We start from the raw sequence: 24,348 nt of genomic DNA on the forward strand, positions 1-24,348 counted from the left end.
CCCTTGCGGCGTAAGCCTTGGAATTATGACAAGGAGTTATACAAAAAACGCAATGAAGTTGAGAGACTGTTTCGACGCTTGAAGGGCTACAGGCGCATAGCAACCCGCTATGACAAGCTTGACGCCTTATTTCTTGGCTTCATTCTGTTTGCCCTCATCGTTGAAGGACTTAAAAAGTGTTAACAGACCCTAGCCCGCATCAGTCAAGGGAAAGTCAAGCATCGGCCAAGCACGGATCAGGCCATTCCTAATTCTCAAGTTTCTTGACTCCCCATAGAGGCTGTGAGCTGTCTGTGAGGCCGCACGAAAAATGAGTGTGAGGCCGCATGAAAAATGAGAATGAGCCGCACAAGAAATGAGAACGTGCCAAAGCTCACTTCAAGCTTTGGCACGTTTTTGTCTGGATGTCGGAGCGGTTTACTCGAAGTTGCGGATGAGCAGTTCCGGGGACTTGAGATTTTTGCCATTGCTGCAGGTGTAGGGCACCTCGGCCTCTTCAGCGGACAGCTGCTCTTCTAGAGCAGATTACCTTTGACTTTTTATGAAAGTCAAAGGTGGCATTCAGGCGAAAAACGCGGTTTTCGCCTGAATGTACGCCGCGTTGCGGCGGCTGCCGCTTTCGCGTCAGCAGAGCATTTTCAAAGAGAAAATGCTCTATCCGCAGCAGGTTGAGCTTGGGGCCGCGCACCGCCGCGTAGCCGAAAGCTGGCCTGTCATTCATTCTTCCCCCGAAACACATCTGCTGAAGATAATAGAAACGTGCTGCCCGCTGGATATCAGTCAGCGTGTCCGCCTCAACGCGCTTCAGGCGTTCAAATTCGTCACGCGAAATAAGAACCCACTTGAAGTAGCGCACGAATTCTTCCAAATGATGCTGGATGACACGGTAAAACGTCACGATTTCAAGGTTGATGTCGTTGATGGCCTCAACCTTGGATTCCTCCTTGCGGAACAGTACCCAGGCCACTCCGGCGAAGGGTTCGCAATAGCAAACATGTTCCGGGAGCATGGCCACGATACGTTTGGAAAGACGGGATTTGCCACCCATCCAGCCGGCAAGCGGAGAACGGGCACTGAGATTGGACATGAAACATAACCTCGGTGATTATGGCCCAGCGTAATCCCACACGCTAAACAAAAAGATTGTCCCTGGCGGACAAAACGCAGGCGGTTACTCGCGGATGCCTTTTACATCCGTGGGCCGTGGCGGACTTGGAGTCCGTCGGCGGGGGGGGGGCTGTGCAAACCTTGCCCCCCGCCATCTGCCTGGGAGGCAGCGTATCTCCGCAAGAGACAGGATGCCCGTACAAGGGGGAGGAAAACTATGGCGGCGTCACGATAGCGTGGCCCACGGGCCGGGTGCCGGTAAAAATCACAGCCACCATGCGGGACAATGCGGACCGCAGGATAAGAAGACATCCGGCATAAAATTTGTCAAGTAAGTTTTCTCCAAAGAATACATGTAGGCTTGACTTGTTCAACGCCGCACTGATAAATGATGCGATATATAAATTTATGAGAGAAGAGGATTCAAATTTATCTTATTCTTGAACTGAGAGCAAACATGCGCATGAGAACTTAAGATTATATATATGTGATTATATAATACTGTGTTTGCGGAATAATATAAATAGCTATACAGAATACAACAATTATCAATCGTTAATTGAGGCAAGTATGTATAGACATAAAAGACTCCTGACGGTTTTTTGATTGGAACCTTCAAAGAAGGCTCCGGGCGCTCACAACCGCCAGGCAGCGGCAAACAGTTTGCCGCTGCCCCAGGGCTTGCCGTGTTACCTTTGCGCGGCGCAAAGGGATCAGTTGTGCAGCACAATAGAGAAATTGAGATACCAGGCAAAGCCGACCCAGGCCAGATACGGCAGAAACAGATATGCGCCCATGCGGCTGAGGGGCAGGCTTTTCCAGACGTAGAGCAACAGGAGCGCAAAAAGCGCGGATATGATGACCAGACCCGCGGTGGGGCTGCGCAGGTAAAAAAAGACAGTGCTCCAACTGAAATTTACTGCCAGTTGCAACAGGAAGATGCCGGTGGCAACGCCCCGGCCGGGCCGCCCGCTGTTTTGCACCAGGGACATGGAAAGCCCCATGAGAATGTAAAGCACTATCCAGACCAGGGCAAACACCCAGCCCGGCGGGGTTAGCAGTGGTTTGTGGAGGAACGGATACCAGTCGCGCAGCGCATCACTCTGCAAGGCCGACGCACTCATGCCGACAGCAAGACAAAGCACTGGCCAGAAAAGAAATCTCAGATATTTCATCAGAGAAACCTCGATTGCGTCAAAGAAAGATGTTGAATACGGAGCAGTAAGCGTCTTTGCGCCGGATATTTACATAAAATATCAGGCAGGAATTCTCTTTTTACTGCTCACTGGAAGCAAGTTTCTATCAAAACTCCGGCAAATACAAGAGCGCGTTGCGTGCCTTTACCAGAAATCCCCTGATTGCCGGGCCGTCACACAGGGCAAATGCGCGCGGTCGCGCCACGAGGCCCTTGCTGCCTGCGCCTGATGCCGGGCGGCAACGGTCGCGCGCCCGCCCTGAAAAAGCCATAAAAAACCGCGGCATATGCCGCGGTTTTTTATGGCTTTTTCAGGGACGCGCTAATCGCACACGCCGGTATGTTCCGGGCCTTCCGGCACGGCGCAGGCTTCCTGCCGCTGGCCTGTGCCGTTGCACTCAACGCAGATCGTGCCGTCTTCATTCCGGCCTGTGCCGCCACAGGCCGAACAGGTGGTATATCCTTCATCGGATGTTATGGTCATGATCAATACCTCCGTTGTCGATAATCTCAACAGTATTGACCATAGCATGCAAAGCGAAAAAGTTACAGCGCGGCTGTGACGGCAAGCCGCGTCCCAGGCATTGTACCTGCGCCGGGCAGGCAATCGCGCAGGCGCAGATCACAGGCGCTGGCCGCGTCGCCGCTGTGCCTGTTGCTCAAGGTCATGCGCCGCTCCCTTTAGTGGGTGCCGAAAATGCGATCCCCGGCGTCGCCGAGGCCGGGGATGATGTAGCCGTTTTCATTGAGATGATCGTCAATGGCCGCGGTGTAAATGTCCACATCCGGGTGCAGGGCCTCCACCTTGGCAATGCCCTCGGGCGCACAAACCAGATTGAGGCTGCATATCCGGCGGCAGCCGTGCTTTTTCAGCAGATCGATCGTTGCGATCAGGGAGCCGCCCGTGGCCAGCATGGGGTCCAGAATGATCGCCAGGCGCTGCTCCAGATCCCTGGCCAGTTTGACGTAATACTCAACCGGCTCCAGGGTGTCCTCATTCCGGTACAGGCCCACCACGCTGATTTTCGCGCCCGGGATCATGTCCAGCACGCCGTCCATGAGCCCGAGACCGGCGCGTAAAATGGGCACCACCGTCACGTTTTTCCCTGAAATGGCCTCAATTTCCACGGGCCCGGCCCAACCCTCCGCGATCAGCTTTTCCGTGCGAAAGCTCTTGGTGGCCTCGTAAATGAGCAGGCGCGCCACTTCATTGGCCACAACGCGAAATTCGCGGGTGGAGGTGGATTTCATGCGCAATATGCCCAGCTTATGCCGCACAAGGGGATGATCAACCACACAGACGGCCATGCGCCCTCCTCTCCGGGAGCCCTGCTCTCAGGCAGCCAGAGTAAATATAACAATGTGTTTTAACAGTATTTATTATATAAAGCCTATGCTCCGGAAAACAAAGTGTCAAGCCGTGGCACTGCCGGAGGCAATGCAGGAGGATGCAAAAGCGCCGGTTTACAGTGAGACGCTTTTGGAGTAGGCACAAACGCATTCATTGCAAGCGGTTCGCGCTGCCCGAGGGCCTGCCGCATGAGCTCCCGAAAGATACGCATTGCTTCGGCCACGCGGGCAGGTCCGGCATGTGGAAGGGGAAAACAATGGACATACGCGACCTGCAAACTCCGGCCCTGCTGTTGGATGAAGAACGCCTGCGCGCCAACATCGGGCGTCTGAAGGGCCGTTTGCACAAGAAAGGCGTGGCGCTGCGGCCGCACTGCAAGACCTGCAAAAGCATTGACGCGGCCCGGCTCTGCCTGTCCGGCCCGCAGGGCCCCATTGCGGTTTCCACCCTGGCCGAAGCCGAATACTTTGCGGCCCGCGGCATCACGGACATCTGTTACGCGGTGGGCATCGCGCCCGGCAAGCTCGGGCGCGCCGCGGCCCTGCGCGAAAAGGGCGTCGCCTTGTCTCTTGTGCTGGACAGCGTGGAAAGCGCCTGCCTTCTGGCCCGTTTCGCCGGGGATCGCCACTGCGTTTTCGATCTTCTGCTGGAAATCGATTGCGACGGCCATCGTTCCGGCCTTGCGCCCGAGGACCCGGAACTTCTGGAGACGGCGGCCCTGCTGCGCGCTGCCGGGCAGAATCTGCGCGGCGTGCTGACCCACGCGGGCTCGGCCTATGATCTCCCCGCGCCGGGCCCGGCGGCTTTTGCGGCCCTGGCCGGGAAGGAGCGCCACGCCGCCGTGCGGGCGGCCGAAAATCTGCGCGCCGCCGGGCACGCCTGCCCGACGGTCAGCGTGGGCTCCACGCCCACGGCCTTTTTCGGCGAGGATTTCACGGGCGTCACGGAAGTGCGGGCCGGGGTCTATATGTTTCAGGATCTGGTCATGGCCGGGCTGGGCGTTTGCCACGAGGAGGATATTGCCCTTTCCGTGCTTTGCGCCGTCATCGGCCGCCAAAAAGGCAGCGGCAACCTGGTGACTGACGCGGGCTGGATGGCCCTTTCCCGCGACGCGGGCCTTGCCGGGAACTTCGAGCGCCACGGCTACGGCCTGATCTGCGACGCGCAGGGCCGCCTGCTGCCGGGTCTGCGCGTTGTCGCAACCAATCAGGAACACGGCATTGTGGCGGCAGAGGCGGGCTGCTGCCCTGACCTCCCCGCGGGAACGCTGCTGCGCGTTCTGCCGGTGCATGCCTGCGCCACGGCCGCGGCCTTCGACGCCTACCACCTCTGCCGCGGCACGGAGATCATTGCGCTCTGGCCCCGCTGCCGGGGCTGGTAGCAGGCACGGAAACAGCCGCACAGCCTCTTTTTTCGTCTGCGCGGCCTTGATCCGGCCCGCTCCGCGGCCCTTGCCTGAAGAATTCAATAGTGCCAAAATGGCGCAAACATAATTACCCGGGAGGAAACGCCATGCCTGCCACAGTCTATTACGCGGACATGCACAGCCGCTCGCACGAGGACAGCAAGATCGCCAAGGTTGCCCGGCTCTGCGACGCCGTGGGCCTGAAAAAAATCGTCAAAAAGAACGATCTCACGGCCGTCAAGCTCCATTTCGGCGAGTACGGCAACGATACGCATCTGAACCCCTCTTTCACGCGGCAGGTGGTGGACAAGATCATTGCCGCGGGAGGCAAGCCCTTTTTAACCGACAGCACCACCCTGTATTCCGGCAGCCGCCACAACGCGGTGGATCACCTTCATACAGCCTATTTGCAGGGCTTCGCTCCTTCGGTGGTGCATGCTCCGGTGATCATTGCCGACGGCCTTTACGGCGAGAACGATCTGCCGGTGCGCATCAACTGCAAGCACTTCCAGGAAGTGCATATCGCCGCGGAAATCCTGCGCGCGCCCAGCATGGTGGTGCTCTCGCACTTTAAAGGTCATGAAATGGCCGGTTTCGGGGGCGCCATCAAAAATCTGGCTATGGGCGGGGCCTCGGTGCGCGGCAAAAAGGATCAGCACGCCACGCATGTGAATGTGGACAAAGCGACCTGCGTCGGCTGCGGCAAATGCGTCAGGCACTGCCCGCAACAGGCTCTGAGCCTGCACGAGGGAAAAAGCCGGGTGGACATCAGCCGCTGCATCGGCTGCTTTGAATGCATCACGGTCTGCCCGGTCAAGGCCATCAGCATTGACTGGGCCACGGAGCTGGCGCCCTTTATTGAGCGAATGACCGAATACGCCTACGGCGTGGTCAAAGGACGGCAGAAACGGATCTGCTACCTCAACTTCGTGCTCAACGTCACGCCGGATTGCGATTGCGTGGCCTGGAGCGACGCGCCCCTGGCGCCGGATTTGGGCATCCTGGCTTCTCGCGATCCCGTGGCTCTGGATCAGGCCTGTTTCGATCTTGTCAATCAGGCGCCCAGCCTGGACCCCAAGTCGGCTGAAAACAAAGACCTCGACAAGTTCACGGCCCGCTGGCCCATGACGCACGGAGCCATCCAACTGAGCTACGGCCAGGAGATTGGCCTGGGCAGCCGCCAGTACGTGCTGGAAAAAATATAATCCCTGCTCTGCCGCGGCGCAGAGCGCCGCGGCAACCCCCACCTCTATGACCGCGCGCGAGAGCATTGCACCTTTGCAATGCAAAGTCGAAGAAATCTTGAAGCAAAAGACAGGTTACGAGTCTCTGCTGATTTTCTTTTCAGCATGGGCCTTATTGAATATTTTTCCGTCAGTGGTTTTCAGGCTCATTCGGCGCGGGCGTCCGCTCCCGCGGTCGCCAGAGCGGTTGCCGTTTTCAACAGCAAACCGCTCTAGAGCAGATTACCTTTGACTTTTTATAAAAGTCAAAGGTGGCATTCAGGCGAAAAACGCGGTTTTTGCCTGAATATACGCCGCGTTGCGGCGGCTGCCACTTTCGCGTCAGCAGAGCATTTTTAAAGTGAAAATGCTCTAGTGTGACCGGCGTGATTTCCCGCACTGGCAGTTTGACCAGCAAGGGCTGCACGCCCCGGAGGGTCGCAGTCAGAGTCAGCAGGCCGTAAAACTTCGCCAATGGCTGCTGCCGCATGCCGCACTCACCTTCAAGAGTTTTGCCGCCGGAGGACGCGTGTCGAAAAAGATCAGTGGATAGAGAAAATATTTTTGAATATGAATTTCAATTCTATTGACAGCAAACCGAACCTGTGCCAGAGTGCCCTCATTCCTGCATTCCAACGTGGAGAAAGGTTATGGAGCACGTCTGCACCCCTGTGCAACTCCCGGCTCTCAGTTACCGCTTCAGCCATGAAAATCTGCATATTCGCGTCAACAAACATTTTGATCTTCCGCAAGCCGGGATTCTGATCAGTCTCTTGCGGCAGTATCACCAAAACTGCAAGCGCATTTTTCTTTTCAGTGACAGCCGGAAGGCAGGGAGATACTGTGCAGAGTGAAGCACGGGGCCGTTGTCAACGCATCCAAAGCGCTTTTTTAGAGCGGTTTGCTAATGAAATTAGCTAACCGCTCTAAGGCATTACCGGAGGACATGGCCGTGTCAGGGCGGCTGAAACCGCATGGTCCAGGCGGAATCGGGCATATTTCTGCGGCTTGGCCATGACGTTTCCGGCGAGGGGGGGGAAAAATATTGTTACTTTTTAAAAAAATGTGTTACCAAAAAAACGCGCGTCCGCCGTTGGCGGCACAGCCGCCTTGCGGATAAGGACAGCCGGGCTATAGTACTTGACTGGAGCAAAAAAGCGGCGTCTGACGACGCTGCAAGGCAAAAGAGCCAATTTGGAAAGCGTCCGCAAGATGACGCCAACCCGTAACAAGAGGAGAGCAAGGATGGAGAGCAAGGAAAGAAAGACGCTGGTTCGCTTGAAAAAGCAGTGCATGGTTGCCCTGCTGGCGGCCGGGATGCTGCTGGGCGCGGCCCACGGGGCCAAGGCCATTGACTTCAAGGTCGCGGGCGAATGGCTTGTGGGCTTTGGCGTGGGCGACAGCTCGCTTGTGGACAAAGTGCGGAATGACACGGGCAAGCATAAGGCCGACACCGACGATATTTTCGCCGCAGGCCAGCGCGTCCGCTTGCAGCTGGACGCCGTGGCTTCCGAAGCCCTGTCCGGCACGGTGTTTTTTGAAATCGGGGATCAGACCTGGGGCAAGGCTGATGACGGCGGCGCTCTGGGCGCGGACGGCAACAGCATCATCAAGGTGAAAAACGCCTACATCGACTGGGCTGTGCCGCAGACCGATCTGAAGTTGCGCATGGGCCTTCAGGCTGTGGCCATGCCCAACGTGGCCGGCGGCTCCGCCGTGATGGACGGCGACGTGGCCGCCGTGGCGGCCAGCTATCAGTTTAACGAAAACGTCAGTCTGACCGCCCTCTGGATGCGCCCGGTCAACGACAATTACGAAGGCCGGTTCTCCACCGATGAGGTTCGCCAGGCGAACTACCTGGACAATATCGACCTTTTCGCCCTGTCGCTGCCCATGAATTTTGACGGTTTCAGCATCACGCCCTGGGTAATGTACGGCATGCAGGGCAAAAATGCGCTGGACGGCTATGACGGCTACCACTCGCCCTGGAACAACAACCCGGATGAGGCTGGCTGGGGCACTGCGGACGGCGCGCTGAACTATACGCTCAACGGCCTGTACCCGGGCTTCGCCGCCGATGGCCTGAGCAAAACAGGCAAAGCCTACGGCAGCATGCTCTGGGCCGGATTGCCCATTGCGATCACCGCCCTGGACCCCTGGAATTTCGAGTTGGATCTCAACTACGGCTATGTGGAAGCCATGGGCCGTTTTGACGTGATGAAGCGCCTGAATCCCAATGACGTCAGGCGCGGCAGCAGCGAGCGTCAGGGCTGGCTGGCCAAGGCCCTTGTTGAGTACAAGATGGATTGGGGCACGCCCGGCCTTTTCGGCTGGTATGGTTCGGGCGACGACGGCAACGTGAAAAACGGCTCCGAGCGCATGCCTTCCGTGGCCGCTTCCGGCAACTTCACCTCCTTCATGGGCGACGGCAACCTGGCCTGGGCGCCCAACGGCGACTGGTATGACCGTGATCTGAGCTATTCGGGCACCTGGGGCATCGGCCTGCAAGTGAAGGACATGAGTTTTCTTGAGGATCTCACGCATACCTTCCGCGTGGCCTACTGGGGCGGCACCAACGCGCCTTCCATGGTCAAATACATGGGCAGCGCCACAGCCTGGAGCGACAGCTACGGCACCAATGACGGCCCGTACATGACCACCAACGACGGCCTGCTGGAATTCAACCTGGTCAATGCCTGGCAGATCTATGAAAATCTGCAAGCCAATCTGGAACTGGGCTATATGATCAACATGATGGATGACGACACCTGGAAAAAAAGCTGGATGGTCGATTCCTACCAGAAGCAGGACGCCTGGAAAGCGCAGCTGGTCTTTGCGTATTCGTTCTAGAGCATTTTGCTCATGAAATGCGCCAGAGCGTTTAGCTAATTTCATTAGCTAAACGCTCTACAAATGGTATCCGGGAAAACAATCAATTTTCAACGTCTTCGGTGTCGCGCACCACTTCCAGAATCGGCGGCAGAGCGCGGATGGCCTCAATAAGCTGGTACAACTGCGTGGTGTCGCGCACTTCCACGGTAAAGCGCAGCCGGGCGCGGCCGTTCACCAGGGTTTCCATGTTCAGGCCGGTAATGTTGACGCCGTTCGTGGCCAGCACCTGAGCCACTTCGGCCAGCACGCCATGCTCATTTTTGGCGATGATGAAGATGCCCGCCTCGTAGGGCTTTTCCTCCGCGCCGTCCCAATGCACGGAAATCAGCCGCTCAGGCTCCATATTGGCCACGTTGGGGCAGTCCGCGCAATGCACGCTGACGCCCATGCCCCGGCTGATGTAGCCGATGATCGGATCGCCCGGCACCGGGTTGCAGCATTTGGCAAAGCGCATCAGCACGCCGTCCACGCCGGAAATGCCCACGCCCTCGGTTTTGCGGACAGCTTCTTCCTTGCTTTCCTTGACGCTGGGCGCGGCGGGCGCGGCCGGAGCGGGCTCCTCGGGATGCAGCACGGCGTACAGGCGGTTCAGAACCCTGCGCGGCGTCAGGTGGGCATAGCCCACAGCCGCTATAAGATCATCCACGCTCTCGAAATTCAGATCCTGGGCCACCAGGGCCAGGTGCCCCTCCTTGAGGGCCTTGCCCACGTTGATGCTGACCTTGCGGCCTTCTTTGTCCAGCATGTCGCGACCGAGCGTAACGGCGTGAGCGCGTTCCTCGGTGCGCAGGTAGCGTTGGATGCGGCTGCGCGCCCTGGCGGTTTTGACGAGCTTGAGCCAGTCCCGGTTGGGATTGCGCGAAGCGTCGGTGACGATTTCCACGACGTCGCCGTTTTTCAGCTCCGTGCTCAGGGGCATCAGGCGGTCGTTGATCTTGGCTCCGGCGCAGTGCTGGCCCACCTTGGTGTGAATCAGAAAGGCAAAATCCAGGGGCGTGGCCCCTTCAGGCAGTTCCTTGACGTCTCCGGCCGGGGTGTAGACATAGACCTCGTCCTTGAAGAGATCCATTTTCAACGAGTGCATGAACTCGCGCGAGTCCGCCTCCTCGCTCTGGCGCTCGAAAATTTCGCGCAACCAGGAAAACTGTTCCAGATCCTTGCTGTTGACCCGGCCTTTTTCCTTGTAGAGCCAGTGCGCGGCCACGCCGTGCTCGGCCTGGCGGTGCATCTCTTCGGTGCGGATCTGGATTTCGATGCGCTCGCCCTCGGGCCCGATGACCGTGGTGTGCAGGCTCTGGTAGCCGTTGGCCTTGGGCATGGAAATATAATCCTTGAAACGCCCGTGCACCGGCCGCCACTGGGAATGGACCAGACCCAGAACCGCATAGCAGTCCCTGATGTCCTTGACCAGCACGCGAAAGGCCATGATGTCGTGCATTTCGTCCAGGCTCAGGGATTGAGACTGCATCTTCTTGTAAATGCTGTATTTGTGCTTGATCCGGCCGTAGACCTGCCCTTTGATGTCGTTGGAGGCCAGCAGATCCTCAATGAGCCCCACCACTTTGCCGATGATCTGTTTTTCCACCACCTGATGGTTGTCCAGCCAGTGATCTATCTGGTTAAAGACATCCGGCCGCAGGTATTTGAAGCTCAGATCTTCCAGATCGCGCTTCAGGCGGTACAGGCCCAGACGGTTGGCCAGGGGCGCGTAAATATCCATGGTTTCCCGGGCGATGCGCTTCTGCTTGTGCGTCTTCTGAAAATCCAGGGTGCGCATATTGTGCAGGCGATCGGCCAGCTTGACCATCAGCACGCGCATATCGTGGCTCATGGCCAGGATCATCTTGCGGATATTCTCGGCCTGGGCTTCCTCCTTGTTTTCAAAGGGGATCATGCTGATCTTGGTGACCCCGTCCACAATGTCCGCGGCTTCCTCGCCGAAATTCTCGTCGATTTCCTCAATAGTGACCCTGGTGTCTTCCACCGTGTCGTGCAGCAGGCCCGCGACCACGGTGGGCTCGTCAAAACCCATTTCGGCCAGGGTGTCGGCCACGGCCAGAGGATGCGAAAGATAGGGTTCGCCGGAAAGGCGCGTCTGCCCGGCATGAGCTGTGGCGGCAAACACATAGGCCCGCCGGATCAGCTCCAGATCCGCGTCGGGATTGCTGGCCGCCACCTTGTCGAGAATTTCTTGAATGCGGATCATCGGATCAACCCTGCCGGAGATAGGGACTCGGAAGAAAACATTTTTTTGACTATGTTCCGACAAGAGCAGGCTTGTCAACGGCGGAAAGGAGAGTCCGCAGGGGCTGCCGCATACGATGCGTCAGCCCCGGGAGACGCCGAGGCTGCCGGCCGGGGCCTGGGCCTGGCGGGAGAGCCCCGGCCGCATCATTGCTCCGTTATCTCAAAGCGCTGCAAAGCCCTGGGCACCCACCACTTCTCAAAATTGTACATGATCCCGGCCAGGGCCGGTTTGATGCCCATGAAACGGCGCTGCACCACAGGCAGGGCATAGGGCACGAACAAAAAGCAATAGGGCTGATCCGCGGCCAGGATTTCCTGAATGCGGGCATACAGGGGCGCGCGCGCCGCCTGATCCGGCGTGGAACGCGCTTCTTCCAGCAGGCGATCCAGTTCGGGATTTTTGTAGCGGGTAAAGTTCAGGCCCCCGTCATGGGCCTGGGAAGAGTGCCAGATCTGAAAAATATCCGGGTCCTGGGGAATGGTCCAGCCCAGAATCACGGCGTCGAAACGCCCCTTGTTCACGAACTCGCGGATAAAGGCCGCCCACTCCACAGTGCGGATACGCACGTCAATGCCCACGTCCCTGAGCTGGCTCTGGATCACCGTGGCGGTCAGAATGCGCTGCTCGTTGCCCTGATTGGTCAGAATGGTGAAGGCCAGAGCTTTGCCGTCCCGATCCAGCAGGCCGTCGCCGTCCGTATCCCGGAAGCCGGCTTCGGCCAGCAGGGCGCGGGCCGCGGCACTATTCTGCGCAACCGGCCTGAGCGTGGGGTGATAGACCCAGGAACCCGGCTTGTACGGGCCGAAAGCCGGCACGCCCTGCCCGAGCAGCACGCCCTTGACGATGTCGTCGCGGTTGATGGCCTGGGAGATGGCCCGGCGCACCCGCACATCCCTGAAAAAGGGATGCTCCAGGTTAAAGCCCAGAAATACGTAGACCGAGGCCAGGTAGCGGTATTTGTGAAACTGCTCTTCCCAGCGGGGCCCGGAGGTCTGGCGCAAATACTGCAAGGGGCTCAGATCCATGACGTCCAGACGTCCGGCCCGGGTTTCCATGAACATGGTGGCCCCGTCGGGGATAATCCTGTAGACCGCCTCGCTGATGCAGGGCCTGCCGGCAAAATAGGTGGGCGAGGCGGTGAGCGTGATCCGGCTGCCCGGCTCCCAGGATTTGAGCCGGTAGGGCCCGGCGCCCACGGGTTTGCGGGCAAAGGGCGTGTGCCGGATGTTCTGCCCTTCCAGAATATGCCTGGGCAGGATGGGGCTCATCCAGGAGGATACGGCCCTGGCGAAAAACTGCTCATAGCGCGCCTCAAAGCGGTAGCGATCCAGCACGCGAAATTCCTTGATCCGCAAAAAATCCTCGGCATAGGGGCTGCCTGTGGCCGGGTCCGTGACGAGCTTATAGGTGAAGGCCACATCTTCGGCGGTGAGCTCCTGCCCGTCCTCCCATAAAATGCCCTTGCGCAGGGTAAAGCGCATCAGCCGGCCCTGATCTTCAATGCTGTAGGACTCCGCGGCCCAGGGTTCGGGCTGCAAATCCTTGTTGTAACGCAATGGGGCCACATAGAGCAGGTCCGCCACCTCATGCGAGGCCGAATCCGAAGTCAGATAGGGTATCAGGTTGGAAGCCTCGCCGATGCTGCCGAAAAGAATTCTGTCCCCGCACACCGGGCTGTCTTTCAAAAAAACAGACTCCGCGTCGCCCGGCGCGCTTTCCACCGGAACCGCCGCGCCTGCCGCGGCTTGGGGCGCGGCCAGGGCGCGCGCCGGACAAAAACTCAGGATCGCCCCTGCCATCAAAAAGTTGATAAAATAACTCGAAAATATTTTTTTCATGCCTTTGCGCGCTTGTTATTGCTATCGTCCCGCAACCTGTGCTATTTATCTCTAATCTCATAACAGCGCCCCAGAACCGGGATTTTCCGGGCATGTCGCCCGGAGCGGGGCTTTATCCGGGGAAGCCATGAGCCGATCAGAACAGAGCGTCGTCCGCGAAATGTGCCAGGCCTTCCTGCACGACTCCGTGCCGGAATATATCCGCGACGCGGCCTACTATACCCTGTCCGAGGGCGGGGCGCAAAAAATAAATATCCAGGAAGGCGAAACCTGGGACGTGCAGGGAGTGATTCAGGGAGAAGACCTTCAGGTCTATACGCCAAGCCTGAGCTTTACCATCACGGATCGCAGCACGCGCCACCAGTGCAACTGCTCGGACGCCTTCAGCGGCATCTGCCGTCATGTGGCGGTCCTGGCCCTGCGCCTGGTGGAAGAATTGCGCAAGGAACAGGGCGACCCGGAAGAAATACCCTTGCCCGTCACGGACTGGAAGCAGAGCTTCCGTAACTTTTTCTCCACGGACATGGAGCCCGAGCCAGGCCGCCATTATCTGATTTTCCGTTTCGCGCCCGAGCAGGGGCGGCTGCTGGTCTCCTTTTTCCGGGGCCGCCAGAACAAATCCGGCCTGTCCACGGTGCACACGGAAGTAAGCCTGGAACAGATCATCCAGAACCCGGACTGGTGCGAGTTCTCGCCGCAGTTGCCGCATGTGGCCCGCCAGATCGGCCAGCATCTCGACTACTACGGGCACAGGGTGGAAATTCCCGACGGCCTGACCTCCTGGTTTTTCTGGTCCGTGCGCAAGGAATACTATCTGCTCTGGAAAGACACGGACAAGCCCTGCCGCATCGAAAGCACGCCCTTTGCACTCAAGCTCAAGCCCAGGCTGGACGACGCGGGCTTCAGCTTCGAGGTGCTGCTCAAACGCGAGGGCCGCCCGCCCCTGCCCATCCGCGCGGGCAATGCCGCCAACACCCACAACGACGAACAGGTCAACCCGGAAGACGCTCCCATCACCTTTCACGGCCAGATGCCGCTCTGGGTCTGCTACCAGCAAAATTTCTACCCGGTGCAGACCGGCTTGTACCCCTCCCTGGTGCGCAACCTGATCTACGAAAAGCCCGTGGTGCCGCATGAGGAAATCTCGGAATTTCTGGATCGCGTCTGGACCCGCCTGCCCGCCTCGGAGCTGTACGAGCCGCAGGAATTTCTCAAGCTCATGGAGCCGGTCTTTCAGCCCGCCACCTATAATCCCAAACTCTTTCTGGACGAGGAAGGCAGCCTGCTGACCCTGGAGATCGACAATATCTACGAGACGCGGCACGGGGAATTCACGCTCAACGGGCCCAACCCGGATTTCCAGACAGGCAGCTACACCTATGAAGGCCAGACGTACCTCGTGCGCCGCCATCAGGATGAAGAAGCCCAGCTCATGAACGATCTCTCGGGCATGGACTTCCAGTCCCGTTCCAGCAGGCTCTGGTTTCTGGAACCCGAGGAGGCCATAGCCTTTCTGCTCGACTCCTATCCCAAACTGGTGGAAAACTACCGGGTTTACGGCGAGCGGGCCCTCTCGCGCTACAAAATGCGCGCCGCCAAATCCACGATCACGGCGCAGGTGACCAGCAACGAAAAGGAAAAATGGTTCTCCCTGGACATCAGCGTGGATTACGAAGGCCAGTCCCTGCCCCTGGAAAAAATCTGGAAGGCCTGGAGCCGCGGCAAACGGTATGTGCAGCTCAAGGACGGCTCGTATACCAGCCTGCCCGAAGCCTGGCTGGAAAAGCTCTCGCACAAGCTCACGGCCCTGGGCCTGGACCCGAGCAAGCCCCCCCAGCAGAAATTCAAGCAGTTCGAGGCCCCGGTACTGGACAGCCTGCTGGAAGATTTGCCCGGCGCGGCCACGGATTCCTTCTGGAACAACCTGCGCGAGAAAATCCGCTCCTTCCGCGAGGTGCGGCCCATTGCCCCGCCGCAGGGGCTGAATGCCAACCTGCGCGCGTATCAGACGCAAGGGCTTTCCTACCTTAATTTTCTTTCGGAATACGGTTTCGGCGGCATCCTGGCCGATGAAATGGGCCTGGGCAAGACCGTGCAGACCCTGGCCTTCATTCAATACATGGTGGAGCGCCGCTATGAGGGCCCCAATCTGATTGTGGTGCCCACCTCGGTGCTGCCCAACTGGGAGCGCGAGGCCGAAAAATTTGTGCCCGGCCTGAAGCGCCTGATCATCTATGGCACGCGGCGCGAGGGCATGTTCAAGCACATTGCGGGCTCGGATCTGGTCATCACCACCTATGCCCTGTTGCGGCGGGATCTGGAGGAGATGGAGAAATACGAGTTCAACACCGTGATTCTGGACGAAGCCCAGAACATCAAAAATCCCAATACCATCACGGCCCGGGCCGTGCGCCGGATCAACTCCCGCATGCGGCTCTGCCTCTCGGGCACGCCCATTGAGAACAATCTCTTTGAGCTCTGGAGCCTGTTCGAGTTCCTGATGCCCGGCTTTCTGGGTTCCCAGCACGCCTTTCAGCGCGGCATCGTCAAACCCATCAAGGACGGCGACGCCGAAACCCTGGACTATCTGCGCACCCGCGTGCGGCCCTTTATCCTGCGCCGCACCAAGGCCGAAGTGGCCAAGGATCTGCCGCCCAAGGTGGAAAGCGTCACCTGCTGCGCCCTGGAAGAGGCCCAGGCCGAGCTCTACGCGGCCCTGGCCCGCAAGCTGCGCGCCCAGGTGCTGGCTGACGTGGACCAGAAAGGCCTGGCCAAGAGCCAGATGTCCATTCTGGACGCCCTGCTCAAACTGCGCCAGATCTGCTGCCATCCCCGCCTGCTGAAGCTGGATCTGCCGGGCTTTTCCAACAATCTGCCCTCGGGCAAGTTCGACGCCTTCAAGGACATGATCATGGAGATCGTGGAGGGCGGGCACAAGGTGCTGGTCTTTTCCCAGTTCGTGCAGATGCTGCAGATCATCAAGCAGTGGCTGGAATTTTCCCAGGTGCCCTTCTGCTACCTGGACGGGGCCAGCAAGGATCGCTTCGAGCAGGTGGATCGCTTCAACAATACCCCGGAGATTCCCATTTTCCTGATCTCGCTCAAGGCCGGGGGCACGGGCCTGAACCTGACCTCAGCCGATTATGTGATCCATTATGACCCGTGGTGGAACCCGGCTGTGGAGAGTCAGGCCACGGACCGCACCCACCGCATCGGCCAGACCCGCCAGGTTTTTTCCTACAAGCTGATCTGCCAGAACACGGTTGAGGAAAAAATCCTCAAGCTGCAGGAAGCCAAGCGCGGCGTGGCCGAAGCGATCATCCCGGGCCAGGACACCTGGAAGTCATTGACCCGCGAAGATCTGGAAATGCTGTTTGATGTTTAGAGCATATCGCTTTTGAAACGCTCGCTCCGGCGCGTAACGGCGCAAGGAAATTTCGCCTGCGCCTGTCTCTAAAGAGGCCTGCCCCCCTCAGGACAGCACGGCGCGGGCCTCGGCCAGACGCGCCTCCTCTTCCCTCTTCAGGGCGCGCAGGGCGCGGGCCAAGGTCTGCCAGGCTTCGGGCTGCTCATGCAATCCGGCGCTTTTGCGGGCCAGCAACTCGGCCATGGCCGGGTCTTCATTGCCGTCCAGATACAGCTTGGCCAGGAGCAGCATGGCCGCCGCGTCATTGGGATTGCGCAGCAAAGCCTCGTGCAGCAACTCGCGGGCCTCGCCTCCCCGGCGCTGGCGAACGGCCACCCGGGCCAGATGCCGCCGGGCAAGGCTCGGGCCGTCGGGACGGGCATCTTCAATGCCTGCCGCCCGCTCGTAGCAGGCGCGCGCCTCGCGGCGGCGGCCCGCTTGCTCATAGAGCTGGCCCAGCCGGATATGCGCGAAAAGATGCTCGGGCGCGCGTTCCACGCAACGACGGTAGTAGCGGGCCGCCGCCCGCCGTTCGCCCAGCCCGTGACAGACCGTGCCCAGATTATAGTAAATCTGCTCGGTGCCCGCATCCGTGGGGCAATGCTTGAGAGCCTCAAGAAAATGACGGCGCGCCTCATGCCGACGCCCCAGCGCAGCCATGCAGACGCCCAGGGAATTCCAGGCCATGACATTCCCTTTGTCGGCCAGCAGAGCCAACTTGTACTCCTCTACCGCGCCGAACACGTCGCCAAGGCTGTACCGCCGATCCGCGCTGATGTTCAAGGCCAGGGAATTGCAGATCCCGACCCTGGGCTCCGGCAGCAGGAGCGCATACTCCAGGGCTTTGAGCGCGCAGTCCTGCATTTCAGCCTTGCGAAACTGGAGGAAAGGATAGCCGGCCAGCCCGGCCGCCGCGCAAAGATCCTCCTTTTTCAGGCCCTCGCACAGCCGCGCGTACTCGGGCAAGAGTTCCTGCCCGTTGGCGCGGGGGTGGAAAAAAATCAGGCTGTTGCTGCCATAACATCCGCCAAAGGCATTGCCGCCTGGCGCTGCTTCTTCGGCGGCCGGGGCCGGAAAGAGAGCGCGCCACAAGGCTGCGGCCCGCGCACTATCCTCTGCCGGGTCCTGTTTGACGCGTTCGGAGGCCGGAGTCAGGCGCACAATAGCCAGCACAAAGCGGGCGCACTGCTCCCTCTGGCGCGCGAAGCGCTTGAGAAAGCCGCCGTGGCCGTAAAAATCGCCATGCCCGGGCTCCGGCGCGCCATCTCTGTGCTCCTCGGGCAGCGGCGCGGCCGCGGCAAAGGCCTCGCCGGGCTTGCCCCCGGAAACCGCAAGCGGCTTCAAGCCCCCATTTCGCGCGATTGGGGCGGACGTTACAACGGGCCCGGCCTTTTCCAGCCTGTCCGAGCCGGCTGCCTCGGCGGCGGCCTCAGACTTCTGCCAGGCATTCGGCCCGGCTGCCGTGCTGATCTCCGCGTCTTCAAGATCCGCTGATTCCAGAACCGGAAGCTCGTCCAAAAGCGCCAGACTGTCGCCCGGCCCAGGCAAGAACGCCGCATCGGCCAGATGCAGGATTTCGGCTATGGAGTCAGACTCCCGGACATGCAGCAAGACGATTTCGCCCTTGTAGCGAGCCCCTGTGCCGCTTCCGGCTGCCCAGACCGCAAAGCGCAAGCCCTCGCGGGCCTTGGCCTGCCGGCCCAGGCTGATCCGCAGGCGGCCAAGGGGCAGACTTTCCAGAACCAGACCGCCATCCTGAAGAATACGGGCAAAGGGCATGATACGGCTTTCCCCGCCCACGGTCGCTCCGCTTCCCGCAGCCTGGCCCGCCACATCCGCCGCCAGCCGCGCTCTGGCCATAAGCTGGCGGGCCTGCTCGAACATGGGCAGCACCAGCTCCGGGCCCTGCATATCCTGCGGATAGAGCGCGTGCCCGGCACAGAGCAAAGGGCGCACGGGGCGGCGGGTCAAGGGCCCGGGCAGGCTTACGGCCTCCATGCGGGCCAGGGCCGCGCGGGCCAGCTTGTGGCAGGCGCCGCGCCCGCTGGCCGAAAGCAAAAGAGCCAGCTCATGGCGTCCGGCGCGCGCGGCCAGCACATCCGAGGGCAGGTCCGTGCGGCAGGCGGCCGCCAGCGCGCCCAGAAAGTCCCGGGCAAAGGCAAAACCCGCCTGCCGCGTGATTTCCTCCCCATTGCGCAGCCGCAGCAGCACAAGGCCCATGCAGAGCCTGTGCAAAGGCGCGGGCCTGTCGTCCGGTCGGGCGGGATCGTCCAGATGGGCCCGCACGCGCGCCGCTTCGTCCTCCATGCGCGCAAACAGCGCTTCTTCCGTGGCCAGGCCGGTGACAGCATCCGTGCGGCAGGCTTTGGCCCGGGCCAGATTTTCCAGACAAAGCCCGGCAATGGCGGGCAATGAGGCGAGCAAGGGCCTGATTTCACGCGCGCGAACGCCGTGCAGCATGAATACCCCCAGCAGGCGCCCGCCCCAGATCAACGGCAGCAGAAGACGGCGCTCATGCGGCAAAAGCAGAGGCGCATCCGGCGCATTCCGGGTGGGGAAATACAGAGCATGCCCGCTGAAGGTAAAAAAAGCGGCAAGGCTTTGGCGCAAAAGCCCTTCCATCTCCATGAGATCGCCGCGCTCAAGCTCAAGATGCTGTGCTGTCCGGTTCATCTCTTCAGTTTAGTAAGGCGGCGGCCAATTGTCCAGACTCAGTCCTCAGTACCCCAGGACAGAGTCATCTTATGCGCCTCCCCTGCGCCCCACCCGTCGCCTGCTTGCTCCTGCGCAGCGCCTGGTATAAAATTCGCGCGCCGGAGCAGATTTTCTTTGAAACGCGCCGCTTTTCCACAGGCAACAGACTCCGGCCATCACTTACATTGCAGAGGAAACAACCATGCCCGTAGCCACTTTTCCCCTCGGCCCGCTACAGACCAACAGCTATCTTCTCCATGCAGACAACCGGGCCGTGGCCGTGGATGTGGGCGGCCAGCCCACCCCCATGCTGGACTACCTTGCCGAATACCGGCTCTCTCTGACTGCGATTTGCCTGACCCACAGACATTTTGATCATCTGTACGGCGTTGCCGAGCTGGCCGCGGCCACCAGGGCCCCGGTGTACGCGCCCGCGGGCGACGACAGCCTGGCCGAGACCGAATCGGGCCGAGGCGGCATCTGGGGTTTCCCGCAGGTGACGCCCTTTGAAAGCCTGCCCATGCCCACGGGCGAGACCAGTTTCGGCGGCATGGGCTGCCGGGTGCTGGAAACGCCGGGACATACGCCGGGCGGCGTCTCCCTGTATTTTCCGGCTGAAAGCCTGGTCTTTACCGGCGATGCGCTCTTTTACCGCTCCATGGGCCGCACGGACTTTCCCGGCGGCGATCACGCCACGCTGCTGCGTTCCATCAACGACGCGCTCTTTGCTCTGCCGCCCGAAACCGTGGTTTACCCGGGCCACGGCCCTGCCACCACCATTGGCGACGAGCGCAAAAACAATCCCTTTTGCGGCGAGTTCAGGGCATGACCCAACCGGTAGCGCTGCTCTGCAGCCCCAGGCCCGAAGGCGTTTCCGACACTCTGGCCCGGCTTTTTGCCGAGGGCGCGGCCAAAGCCGGGGCAGACATCCGGCTGGTGCCGTTGCGTGACTACCCTGTCGCGCCCTGCATCGGCTGCGGCGCCTGCGCCGAGCCCCCGCACATGTGCATTCTCGCGCGCGCGACCGGGACCGGAGCGCAGGATCAGGCCGAAGAACTTTTCGATCTTCTGGCAGCCGCCCCTCTGGTGCTGCTGGCATCGCCCATCTATTTTTACGCCCTTCCGGCCCGGTTCAAGGCTCTTATCGACCGCGGCCAGCGCTTCTGGGCCGCGCGGGCGCATACCCGCAAAGCCCGCGCCGCTCTGCCCCGGCCGCCCATCAAGCCCGTGCTTGTGGGTCTGGTGGCGGGCAGGCCTCGGGGCAATCAGTTGTTTTCAGGCTCTCTGCTCACCCTCAAGTATTTTCTGGCTCCTCTGGACGCGGGCATTCGTGAAACCCGGCTGTTGCGCGGCCTGGAAAAACCGGCCGACATTTACCGACGCCCGACCGTGCGTAACGATCTGATCGCCTGGGGACACGACTGGGGCCGCCGCCTCGCGGCCCAACCCGTTGACGCAAACCCATGATGCCCTGCAAACTGCGGGTTTGGACCTCAAGCCTGGGCCACTGGCTGTGCAAGAAATTTTTGCCTGCCGCGTCGGGCTGTTTTTTGGGCCGGGGTCAAGGCATTCGCCCGGAACAAAAGCGCCGGAGCCTGCTGCTGCGCGCCGCTTCCAGGGCATGCGCGGCGCGGGATGCCCTGCATGTTCTGGGGCTGGCCCAGACGCGTTGTTCTCACTGCCTGCGGCCCTTCAGTCCTGCCGAAAATCCGCAGGGCACTCCCCCGGCCCTTCCCCTGAACGGGCCGGCCGGTCTTCTTGCGCCGCTCTGCCCCGAATGCTGCCTGCTTTTTGCTTCGTACACGGGGCCGCGTTGCCCGCGTTGCGGCGTGCCCCCGGCCTGGAGCCGGGCCGAAGCCGAACTTGCGGGCCCGCGCGCCCGCACCGCCCATATCCCTTGCGGCCGCTGCCTGAGCCAGCCTCCGCCCTGGGACGGTCTGGCCTATTACGGTCTTTACCAGGGCGCATTGCGCGACGCGCTTTTGCGGCTGAAATTCAGCGGCGAACTCTCGTTGGCCGCGCTGCTCGGAGCCTGTCTGCTTGAAGCGGCGCGCTGCCTGCCCCGGCCCGACGCGCTCACGGCCATGCCCCAGCATCCGGCCCACCTGCGCCGTCGAGGCTTCAATCAGGCCCATGAGCTGGCCAGGGCCCTGCGCAGCCTCACAGACCTGCCGCTGCGCCCGGATCTCCTGCGCCGCTCGATTCAGGACGCGCCTCAGGCCGGACTTTCGGCTGCGGAGCGGAACCGCAATGTGCGACGCAGCTTTCAGGCCTCGCGAAAGACCGAAGGCCTGCGAATCTGGCTCATCGACGACGTGATGACCACGGGCAGCACGCTTGCTGCGGCCACTCTGGCTCTGCGCCAGGCAGGCGCGAAAGAAGTGCACGTCCTTTTCGCGGCCCGGACGCCGCGATATTTTTGAGCAGTTGCCCTCTCGGGCGGCAGCGGCGTCCCCTGCTCGGAGACAAAGACAGGGCTGACGCAGAAGATGCGGCAGCCCTGACGGCGATACGACAGCATCGCCCGAAGCCGCAGGCTTCGTAGGAGCGAAGTAAAGAAATGCCCTGCATTTTCAATCCCGTCGTATTTGCCGGGCTCTACACCTTTAACACACTGATTTTTAACAAAGAAAAATTTTTCCGGCGAAAACTCGCCGCAGGCCGCGCATGACAAGCCCTGCCCCTTTTGTTATGTTCTTCCGGGCGCGGCTTTCCCTTCCGGAATCGAACGCCGCCCGTCCGCGGCAGACAGCCGTCCCGGCTGCCTCGCGCGGGTTTGCACCATGCCTCCAGTGTCGCGGCAAACGACATGCGCCCCGTCCACAGGGGCGCACGCTGCCAAGGGCGGCGCGCGCAACAAAAACCGCCTTTTTTACTGTGCTGTTTTCACGCCCGGCGCCACAGCACCGGCGTGGCGTATCACCAGATTTTGCCGGGAGCCTTCATGTCACGCGCCTGTTTTTCGCGTTTTCGTCTTTTCTTGAGGCATATTGCACATGAACCGGTCGGTCGTGCTCCGACGCGGCAGACAGGCACGGCGGCACTGCTGCTGGCTCTCTGCTGCCTGTTGCCCGCGCCCGGCGTCCGGGCGCAGGTCACTCTGCTCGTGCCGAGCCAGCCCGGCATTGAGGCTCCGGCCAGGACGGAAAGACCCAATCCCTCGGCCAAAGCCAGGGAAGAGCAGAAAAAACAGGCTTCGGAACAAAATCCCGCCCGGGCTGTTCTTCCAACCCCGGCCCGGCCCGCTGCCGAACCGGCCCGGGACAGGGGGCAGAAAAAACAGGACGCCCAGACCGAAAATGCCGCCGCAGTGCCCCTGCGGCCCGCCACGCCGCCCGCGCCCGGCACCATCGACAAAAACGCCACAAGCCCCGCGCCCGGCGCGGCGCAACAGCCCGCAGAGAGGCCCGGGCAACCCGCCATTGCCGAGGAAGTGGATGTTTTGATCACCATGATGCGCCCTTTCCAACATCAGGGTCTGAGTATGGACATGCCGCAGCTTTTCAGCGTGCTGCGCTATGACGACGCTACTCCCGCCAAAGACGGCGTATTGCAGCCGGAGCGGCGCGACCTGCTGGGCGATGTGGAAGAAATCCGCTATCTCGATCAAAAAGCCTGGGGGGCCAATGTGGCCCTGACCAGCCCCGGCCTCTACCAATTCATCATTGAGGCCCGGCCCTGGTGGGACGCGGCCCGGGATCGCTTCGTGCAGCACTATGTCAAGACGACGCTGCCCGTCTATGGCGTGGAGCGGGGGTGGAATCTGCCGGTGGGCCAGCACTTTGAAATTCAGCCTTTTACCCGGCCTTTCGGGCTCACGGCGCCTGCGCTCTTTTCGGGACGGGCTCTGCTCAACGGGCAGCCATTGCCCGGGACGTCCGTGCGCATGGCGCGGATCAACACGGACAAAAGCAACGCGCCCACGCCCTGGCATGAGCAGTTGGAAGCCCGCACCGACAGCGCGGGGCAGTTCTCCTTTGTGCTCAATCAGGCGGGCTGGTGGTGCTGCATGGCCGTTGCGCCCGGCGATCCTTTGCGCGGGCCGGACGGCCAGGCCAAACCCCTGGAACTGGGCGCGCTGTTCTGGCTCTATGTGGATAGCCCCGCTGCGGAAACCGGCAAACGCTGAGCAGCACGGTTGCGGCAATGCCGCAGCCGTGCTGCCCCATGTGCGCAAAACCCGGCTCGGAGCGCAGCGAATGACGGACGCGCTATCTGTGCTACAGAAAGCGGCGACTGCCGCTTTCGCGACAGCAGGGCAGTTTCAAAGGGGAACTGCCCTGAGGAAGGACCGAGCCTACTGTACCCAGCGGACTACGGCCTCTTCCGGGCGGCGCGTTTTGGGCCGGGGCTCCTTTGCGCGGTAGCCGAAGGCCAGCATGCAGGCCACGCCCCAGCGGGCATCGTCCATCAGATCCTCACGGCTGAGCACTGCTTCGAGATCCGCTTTGCGAAAACCTTCGATGGGGCAGGAATCAATGCCCAGGAGCGCAGCCGCGGTCATCATGTTGCCCAGGGCGATGTAGCACTGGCGCGCGACCCATTCGAATTCGGCCCGCTCATTGCCCGCCAGGGCAAAATCCTTTTCCAGAAACTCGCGATACTTTTCCGTGCGGGCTTCGGCGACATCCTCCGGCAGATCCTGCGTCTCGCGCATGATGGTTTGCTGGATGTAGGACGAATCCGGCTGCATTTCATGGGGCTTGCGTGCCAGAATGACGATAACGTGGCTGGCTGTGGGCAGTTGCTGCTGCGCGCCCCAGCTCACGGCGCGGATTTTTTCGCGCAGGCCGGGATTCTGGACCACCAGAAATTGCCAGGGTTCAAAGCCGAAAGAACTGGGAGAAAGGCGGCCTCCTTCCAAAATGGTCTGAAAGTCGGCATCGCTGATTTTTTTATGGGGATCAAACTTCTTGCAGGCATGGCGAAAACGCCAGGCGCGCATCAGCATATCGGGTATGGAAGACATGGAAAATGCTCCTTTGTGCA

21 protein-coding genes are annotated in these 24,348 nt (G+C 60.7%); 11 read left to right on the top strand and 10 right to left on the bottom strand.

Annotated features, from left to right (window positions below; translation table 11 throughout):
• A partial coding sequence (locus G7Y52_RS09935; RefSeq protein ID WP_165071209.1) for a transposase occupies positions 1-183 on the top strand: 183 nt, incomplete at its 5' end.
• 313 nt (positions 184-496) lie between these two features.
• Here the strand turns inward: G7Y52_RS09935 and G7Y52_RS09940 are convergent.
• Complete coding sequence (locus tag G7Y52_RS09940; protein WP_165071212.1) at positions 497-1,087, bottom strand: DNA adenine methylase; 591 nt, start codon at positions 1,085-1,087, stop codon at positions 497-499.
• 152 nt (positions 1,088-1,239) lie between these two features.
• Between G7Y52_RS09940 and G7Y52_RS14990 the strand changes: the two genes are divergently transcribed.
• Positions 1,240-1,428, top strand: coding sequence for a hypothetical protein (locus G7Y52_RS14990; protein WP_206215257.1), 189 nt, complete (start codon positions 1,240-1,242; stop codon positions 1,426-1,428).
• A 392-nt stretch (positions 1,429-1,820) separates the two neighbouring features.
• Here the strand turns inward: G7Y52_RS14990 and G7Y52_RS09945 are convergent, their stop codons facing one another.
• From G7Y52_RS09945 to upp, 4 genes are all read right to left on the bottom strand, one after another.
• Positions 1,821-2,282: a TspO/MBR family protein gene (locus tag G7Y52_RS09945; RefSeq protein ID WP_165071214.1), complete on the bottom strand. Its 462-nt coding sequence runs from the start codon at positions 2,280-2,282 to the stop codon at positions 1,821-1,823.
• A gap of 342 nt (positions 2,283-2,624) precedes the next feature.
• Entirely contained in the window at positions 2,625-2,786 is a 162-nt protein-coding gene (locus G7Y52_RS09950; RefSeq protein ID WP_165071216.1) for a chaperone protein, read from the bottom strand.
• A gap of 62 nt (positions 2,787-2,848) precedes the next feature.
• On the bottom strand, positions 2,849-2,971 hold the full coding sequence (locus G7Y52_RS15515) for a hypothetical protein (protein WP_277424304.1): 123 nt from the start codon (positions 2,969-2,971) through the stop codon (positions 2,849-2,851).
• A 12-nt stretch (positions 2,972-2,983) separates the two neighbouring features.
• Positions 2,984-3,610, bottom strand: coding sequence for a uracil phosphoribosyltransferase (gene upp, locus G7Y52_RS09955; protein ID WP_165071218.1), 627 nt, complete (start codon positions 3,608-3,610; stop codon positions 2,984-2,986).
• Positions 3,611-3,909: 299 nt separating this feature from the next.
• Between upp and G7Y52_RS09960 the strand changes: the two genes are divergently transcribed.
• Together G7Y52_RS09960 and G7Y52_RS09965 are read left to right on the top strand one after the other, a co-directional pair.
• Positions 3,910-5,034: an alanine racemase gene (locus tag G7Y52_RS09960; protein ID WP_165071220.1), complete on the top strand. Its 1,125-nt coding sequence runs from the start codon at positions 3,910-3,912 to the stop codon at positions 5,032-5,034.
• A gap of 131 nt (positions 5,035-5,165) precedes the next feature.
• Complete coding sequence (locus G7Y52_RS09965; protein ID WP_165071222.1) at positions 5,166-6,263, top strand: DUF362 domain-containing protein; 1,098 nt, start codon at positions 5,166-5,168, stop codon at positions 6,261-6,263.
• A gap of 235 nt (positions 6,264-6,498) precedes the next feature.
• On the opposite strand, the gene G7Y52_RS09970 is transcribed toward G7Y52_RS09965, so the two are convergent.
• Complete coding sequence (locus G7Y52_RS09970; protein ID WP_165071225.1) at positions 6,499-6,771, bottom strand: hypothetical protein; 273 nt, start codon at positions 6,769-6,771, stop codon at positions 6,499-6,501.
• A 484-nt stretch (positions 6,772-7,255) separates the two neighbouring features.
• On the opposite strand from G7Y52_RS09970, the gene G7Y52_RS14995 reads away from it, so the two are divergent.
• Positions 7,256-7,510: a hypothetical protein gene (locus G7Y52_RS14995; RefSeq protein WP_206215258.1), complete on the top strand. Its 255-nt coding sequence runs from the start codon at positions 7,256-7,258 to the stop codon at positions 7,508-7,510.
• A gap of 16 nt (positions 7,511-7,526) precedes the next feature.
• Positions 7,527-9,131, top strand: coding sequence for an outer membrane homotrimeric porin (locus tag G7Y52_RS09975; RefSeq protein WP_165071227.1), 1,605 nt, complete (start codon positions 7,527-7,529; stop codon positions 9,129-9,131).
• A gap of 82 nt (positions 9,132-9,213) precedes the next feature.
• Here G7Y52_RS09975 and G7Y52_RS09980 read toward each other — a convergent pair whose 3' ends face one another.
• Complete coding sequence (locus G7Y52_RS09980; protein ID WP_165071230.1) at positions 9,214-11,379, bottom strand: bifunctional (p)ppGpp synthetase/guanosine-3',5'-bis(diphosphate) 3'-pyrophosphohydrolase; 2,166 nt, start codon at positions 11,377-11,379, stop codon at positions 9,214-9,216.
• Between the two features lie 185 nt (positions 11,380-11,564).
• A complete protein-coding gene (locus G7Y52_RS09985) occupies positions 11,565-13,220 on the bottom strand; it encodes a peptide-binding protein (RefSeq protein ID WP_241159697.1) in 1,656 nt (551 codons plus the stop codon).
• Between the two features lie 166 nt (positions 13,221-13,386).
• Between G7Y52_RS09985 and G7Y52_RS09990 the strand changes: the two genes are divergently transcribed.
• The gene (locus G7Y52_RS09990; RefSeq protein WP_165071232.1) at positions 13,387-16,644 is read left to right on the top strand and encodes a DEAD/DEAH box helicase; all 3,258 of its coding nucleotides are present in this window, start codon (positions 13,387-13,389) and stop codon (positions 16,642-16,644) included.
• Positions 16,645-16,731: 87 nt separating this feature from the next.
• On the opposite strand, the gene G7Y52_RS09995 is transcribed toward G7Y52_RS09990, so the two are convergent.
• Positions 16,732-19,338, bottom strand: a complete 2,607-nt coding sequence (locus G7Y52_RS09995; protein ID WP_165071234.1) for a tetratricopeptide repeat protein — start codon at positions 19,336-19,338, stop codon at positions 16,732-16,734.
• A gap of 223 nt (positions 19,339-19,561) precedes the next feature.
• Between G7Y52_RS09995 and G7Y52_RS10000 the strand changes: the two genes are divergently transcribed.
• From G7Y52_RS10000 to G7Y52_RS10015, 4 genes are all read left to right on the top strand, one after another.
• Positions 19,562-20,188, top strand: coding sequence for an MBL fold metallo-hydrolase (locus G7Y52_RS10000; RefSeq protein WP_165071237.1), 627 nt, complete (start codon positions 19,562-19,564; stop codon positions 20,186-20,188).
• On the top strand, positions 20,185-20,826 hold the full coding sequence (locus G7Y52_RS10005; protein ID WP_165071241.1) for a flavodoxin family protein: 642 nt from the start codon (positions 20,185-20,187) through the stop codon (positions 20,824-20,826). Before G7Y52_RS10000 ends, G7Y52_RS10005 begins: the two co-directional genes overlap by 4 nt.
• Entirely contained in the window at positions 20,823-21,782 is a 960-nt protein-coding gene (locus G7Y52_RS10010; protein WP_241159698.1) for a ComF family protein, read from the top strand. Before G7Y52_RS10005 ends, G7Y52_RS10010 begins: the two co-directional genes overlap by 4 nt.
• A gap of 521 nt (positions 21,783-22,303) precedes the next feature.
• Positions 22,304-23,488, top strand: a complete 1,185-nt coding sequence (locus tag G7Y52_RS10015) for a DUF4198 domain-containing protein (RefSeq protein ID WP_165071245.1) — start codon at positions 22,304-22,306, stop codon at positions 23,486-23,488.
• Between the two features lie 168 nt (positions 23,489-23,656).
• Here the strand turns inward: G7Y52_RS10015 and G7Y52_RS10020 are convergent, their stop codons facing one another.
• Positions 23,657-24,328 (bottom strand): NAD(P)H-dependent oxidoreductase, encoded by a 672-nt coding sequence (locus tag G7Y52_RS10020; protein ID WP_165071249.1) that lies wholly within the window; start codon positions 24,326-24,328, stop codon positions 23,657-23,659.
• Positions 24,329-24,348: the final 20 nt, after the last annotated feature.

The organism is Desulfovibrio sp. ZJ200, assembly GCF_011039095.1.
GTDB lineage: Bacteria > Desulfobacterota > Desulfovibrionia > Desulfovibrionales > Desulfovibrionaceae > Desulfovibrio.

Bases quoted from the DNA above. Each gene is read 5' to 3' on its own strand.
- G7Y52_RS09940 (WP_165071212.1), bottom strand. From the start codon at position 1,087: ATGTCCAATCTCAGTGCCCGTTCTCCGCTTGCCGGCTGGATGGGTGGC.
- G7Y52_RS09945 (WP_165071214.1), bottom strand. From the start codon at position 2,282: ATGAAATATCTGAGATTTCTTTTCTGGCCAGTGCTTTGTCTTGCTGTC.
- G7Y52_RS09950 (WP_165071216.1), bottom strand. From the start codon at position 2,786: ATGACCATAACATCCGATGAAGGATATACCACCTGTTCGGCCTGTGGC.
- G7Y52_RS15515 (WP_277424304.1), bottom strand. From the start codon at position 2,971: ATGACCTTGAGCAACAGGCACAGCGGCGACGCGGCCAGCGCCTGTGAT.
- upp (WP_165071218.1), bottom strand. From the start codon at position 3,610: ATGGCCGTCTGTGTGGTTGATCATCCCCTTGTGCGGCATAAGCTGGGC.
- G7Y52_RS09960 (WP_165071220.1), top strand. From the start codon at position 3,910: ATGGACATACGCGACCTGCAAACTCCGGCCCTGCTGTTGGATGAAGAA.
- G7Y52_RS09965 (WP_165071222.1), top strand. From the start codon at position 5,166: ATGCCTGCCACAGTCTATTACGCGGACATGCACAGCCGCTCGCACGAG.
- G7Y52_RS09970 (WP_165071225.1), bottom strand. From the start codon at position 6,771: ATGCGGCAGCAGCCATTGGCGAAGTTTTACGGCCTGCTGACTCTGACT.
- G7Y52_RS14995 (WP_206215258.1), top strand. From the start codon at position 7,256: ATGGTCCAGGCGGAATCGGGCATATTTCTGCGGCTTGGCCATGACGTT.
- G7Y52_RS09975 (WP_165071227.1), top strand. From the start codon at position 7,527: ATGGAGAGCAAGGAAAGAAAGACGCTGGTTCGCTTGAAAAAGCAGTGC.
- G7Y52_RS09980 (WP_165071230.1), bottom strand. From the start codon at position 11,379: ATGATCCGCATTCAAGAAATTCTCGACAAGGTGGCGGCCAGCAATCCC.
- G7Y52_RS09985 (WP_241159697.1), bottom strand. From the start codon at position 13,220: ATGGCAGGGGCGATCCTGAGTTTTTGTCCGGCGCGCGCCCTGGCCGCG.
- G7Y52_RS09990 (WP_165071232.1), top strand. From the start codon at position 13,387: ATGAGCCGATCAGAACAGAGCGTCGTCCGCGAAATGTGCCAGGCCTTC.
- G7Y52_RS09995 (WP_165071234.1), bottom strand. From the start codon at position 19,338: ATGAACCGGACAGCACAGCATCTTGAGCTTGAGCGCGGCGATCTCATG.
- G7Y52_RS10000 (WP_165071237.1), top strand. From the start codon at position 19,562: ATGCCCGTAGCCACTTTTCCCCTCGGCCCGCTACAGACCAACAGCTAT.
- G7Y52_RS10005 (WP_165071241.1), top strand. From the start codon at position 20,185: ATGACCCAACCGGTAGCGCTGCTCTGCAGCCCCAGGCCCGAAGGCGTT.
- G7Y52_RS10010 (WP_241159698.1), top strand. From the start codon at position 20,823: ATGATGCCCTGCAAACTGCGGGTTTGGACCTCAAGCCTGGGCCACTGG.
- G7Y52_RS10015 (WP_165071245.1), top strand. From the start codon at position 22,304: ATGTCACGCGCCTGTTTTTCGCGTTTTCGTCTTTTCTTGAGGCATATT.
- G7Y52_RS10020 (WP_165071249.1), bottom strand. From the start codon at position 24,328: ATGTCTTCCATACCCGATATGCTGATGCGCGCCTGGCGTTTTCGCCAT.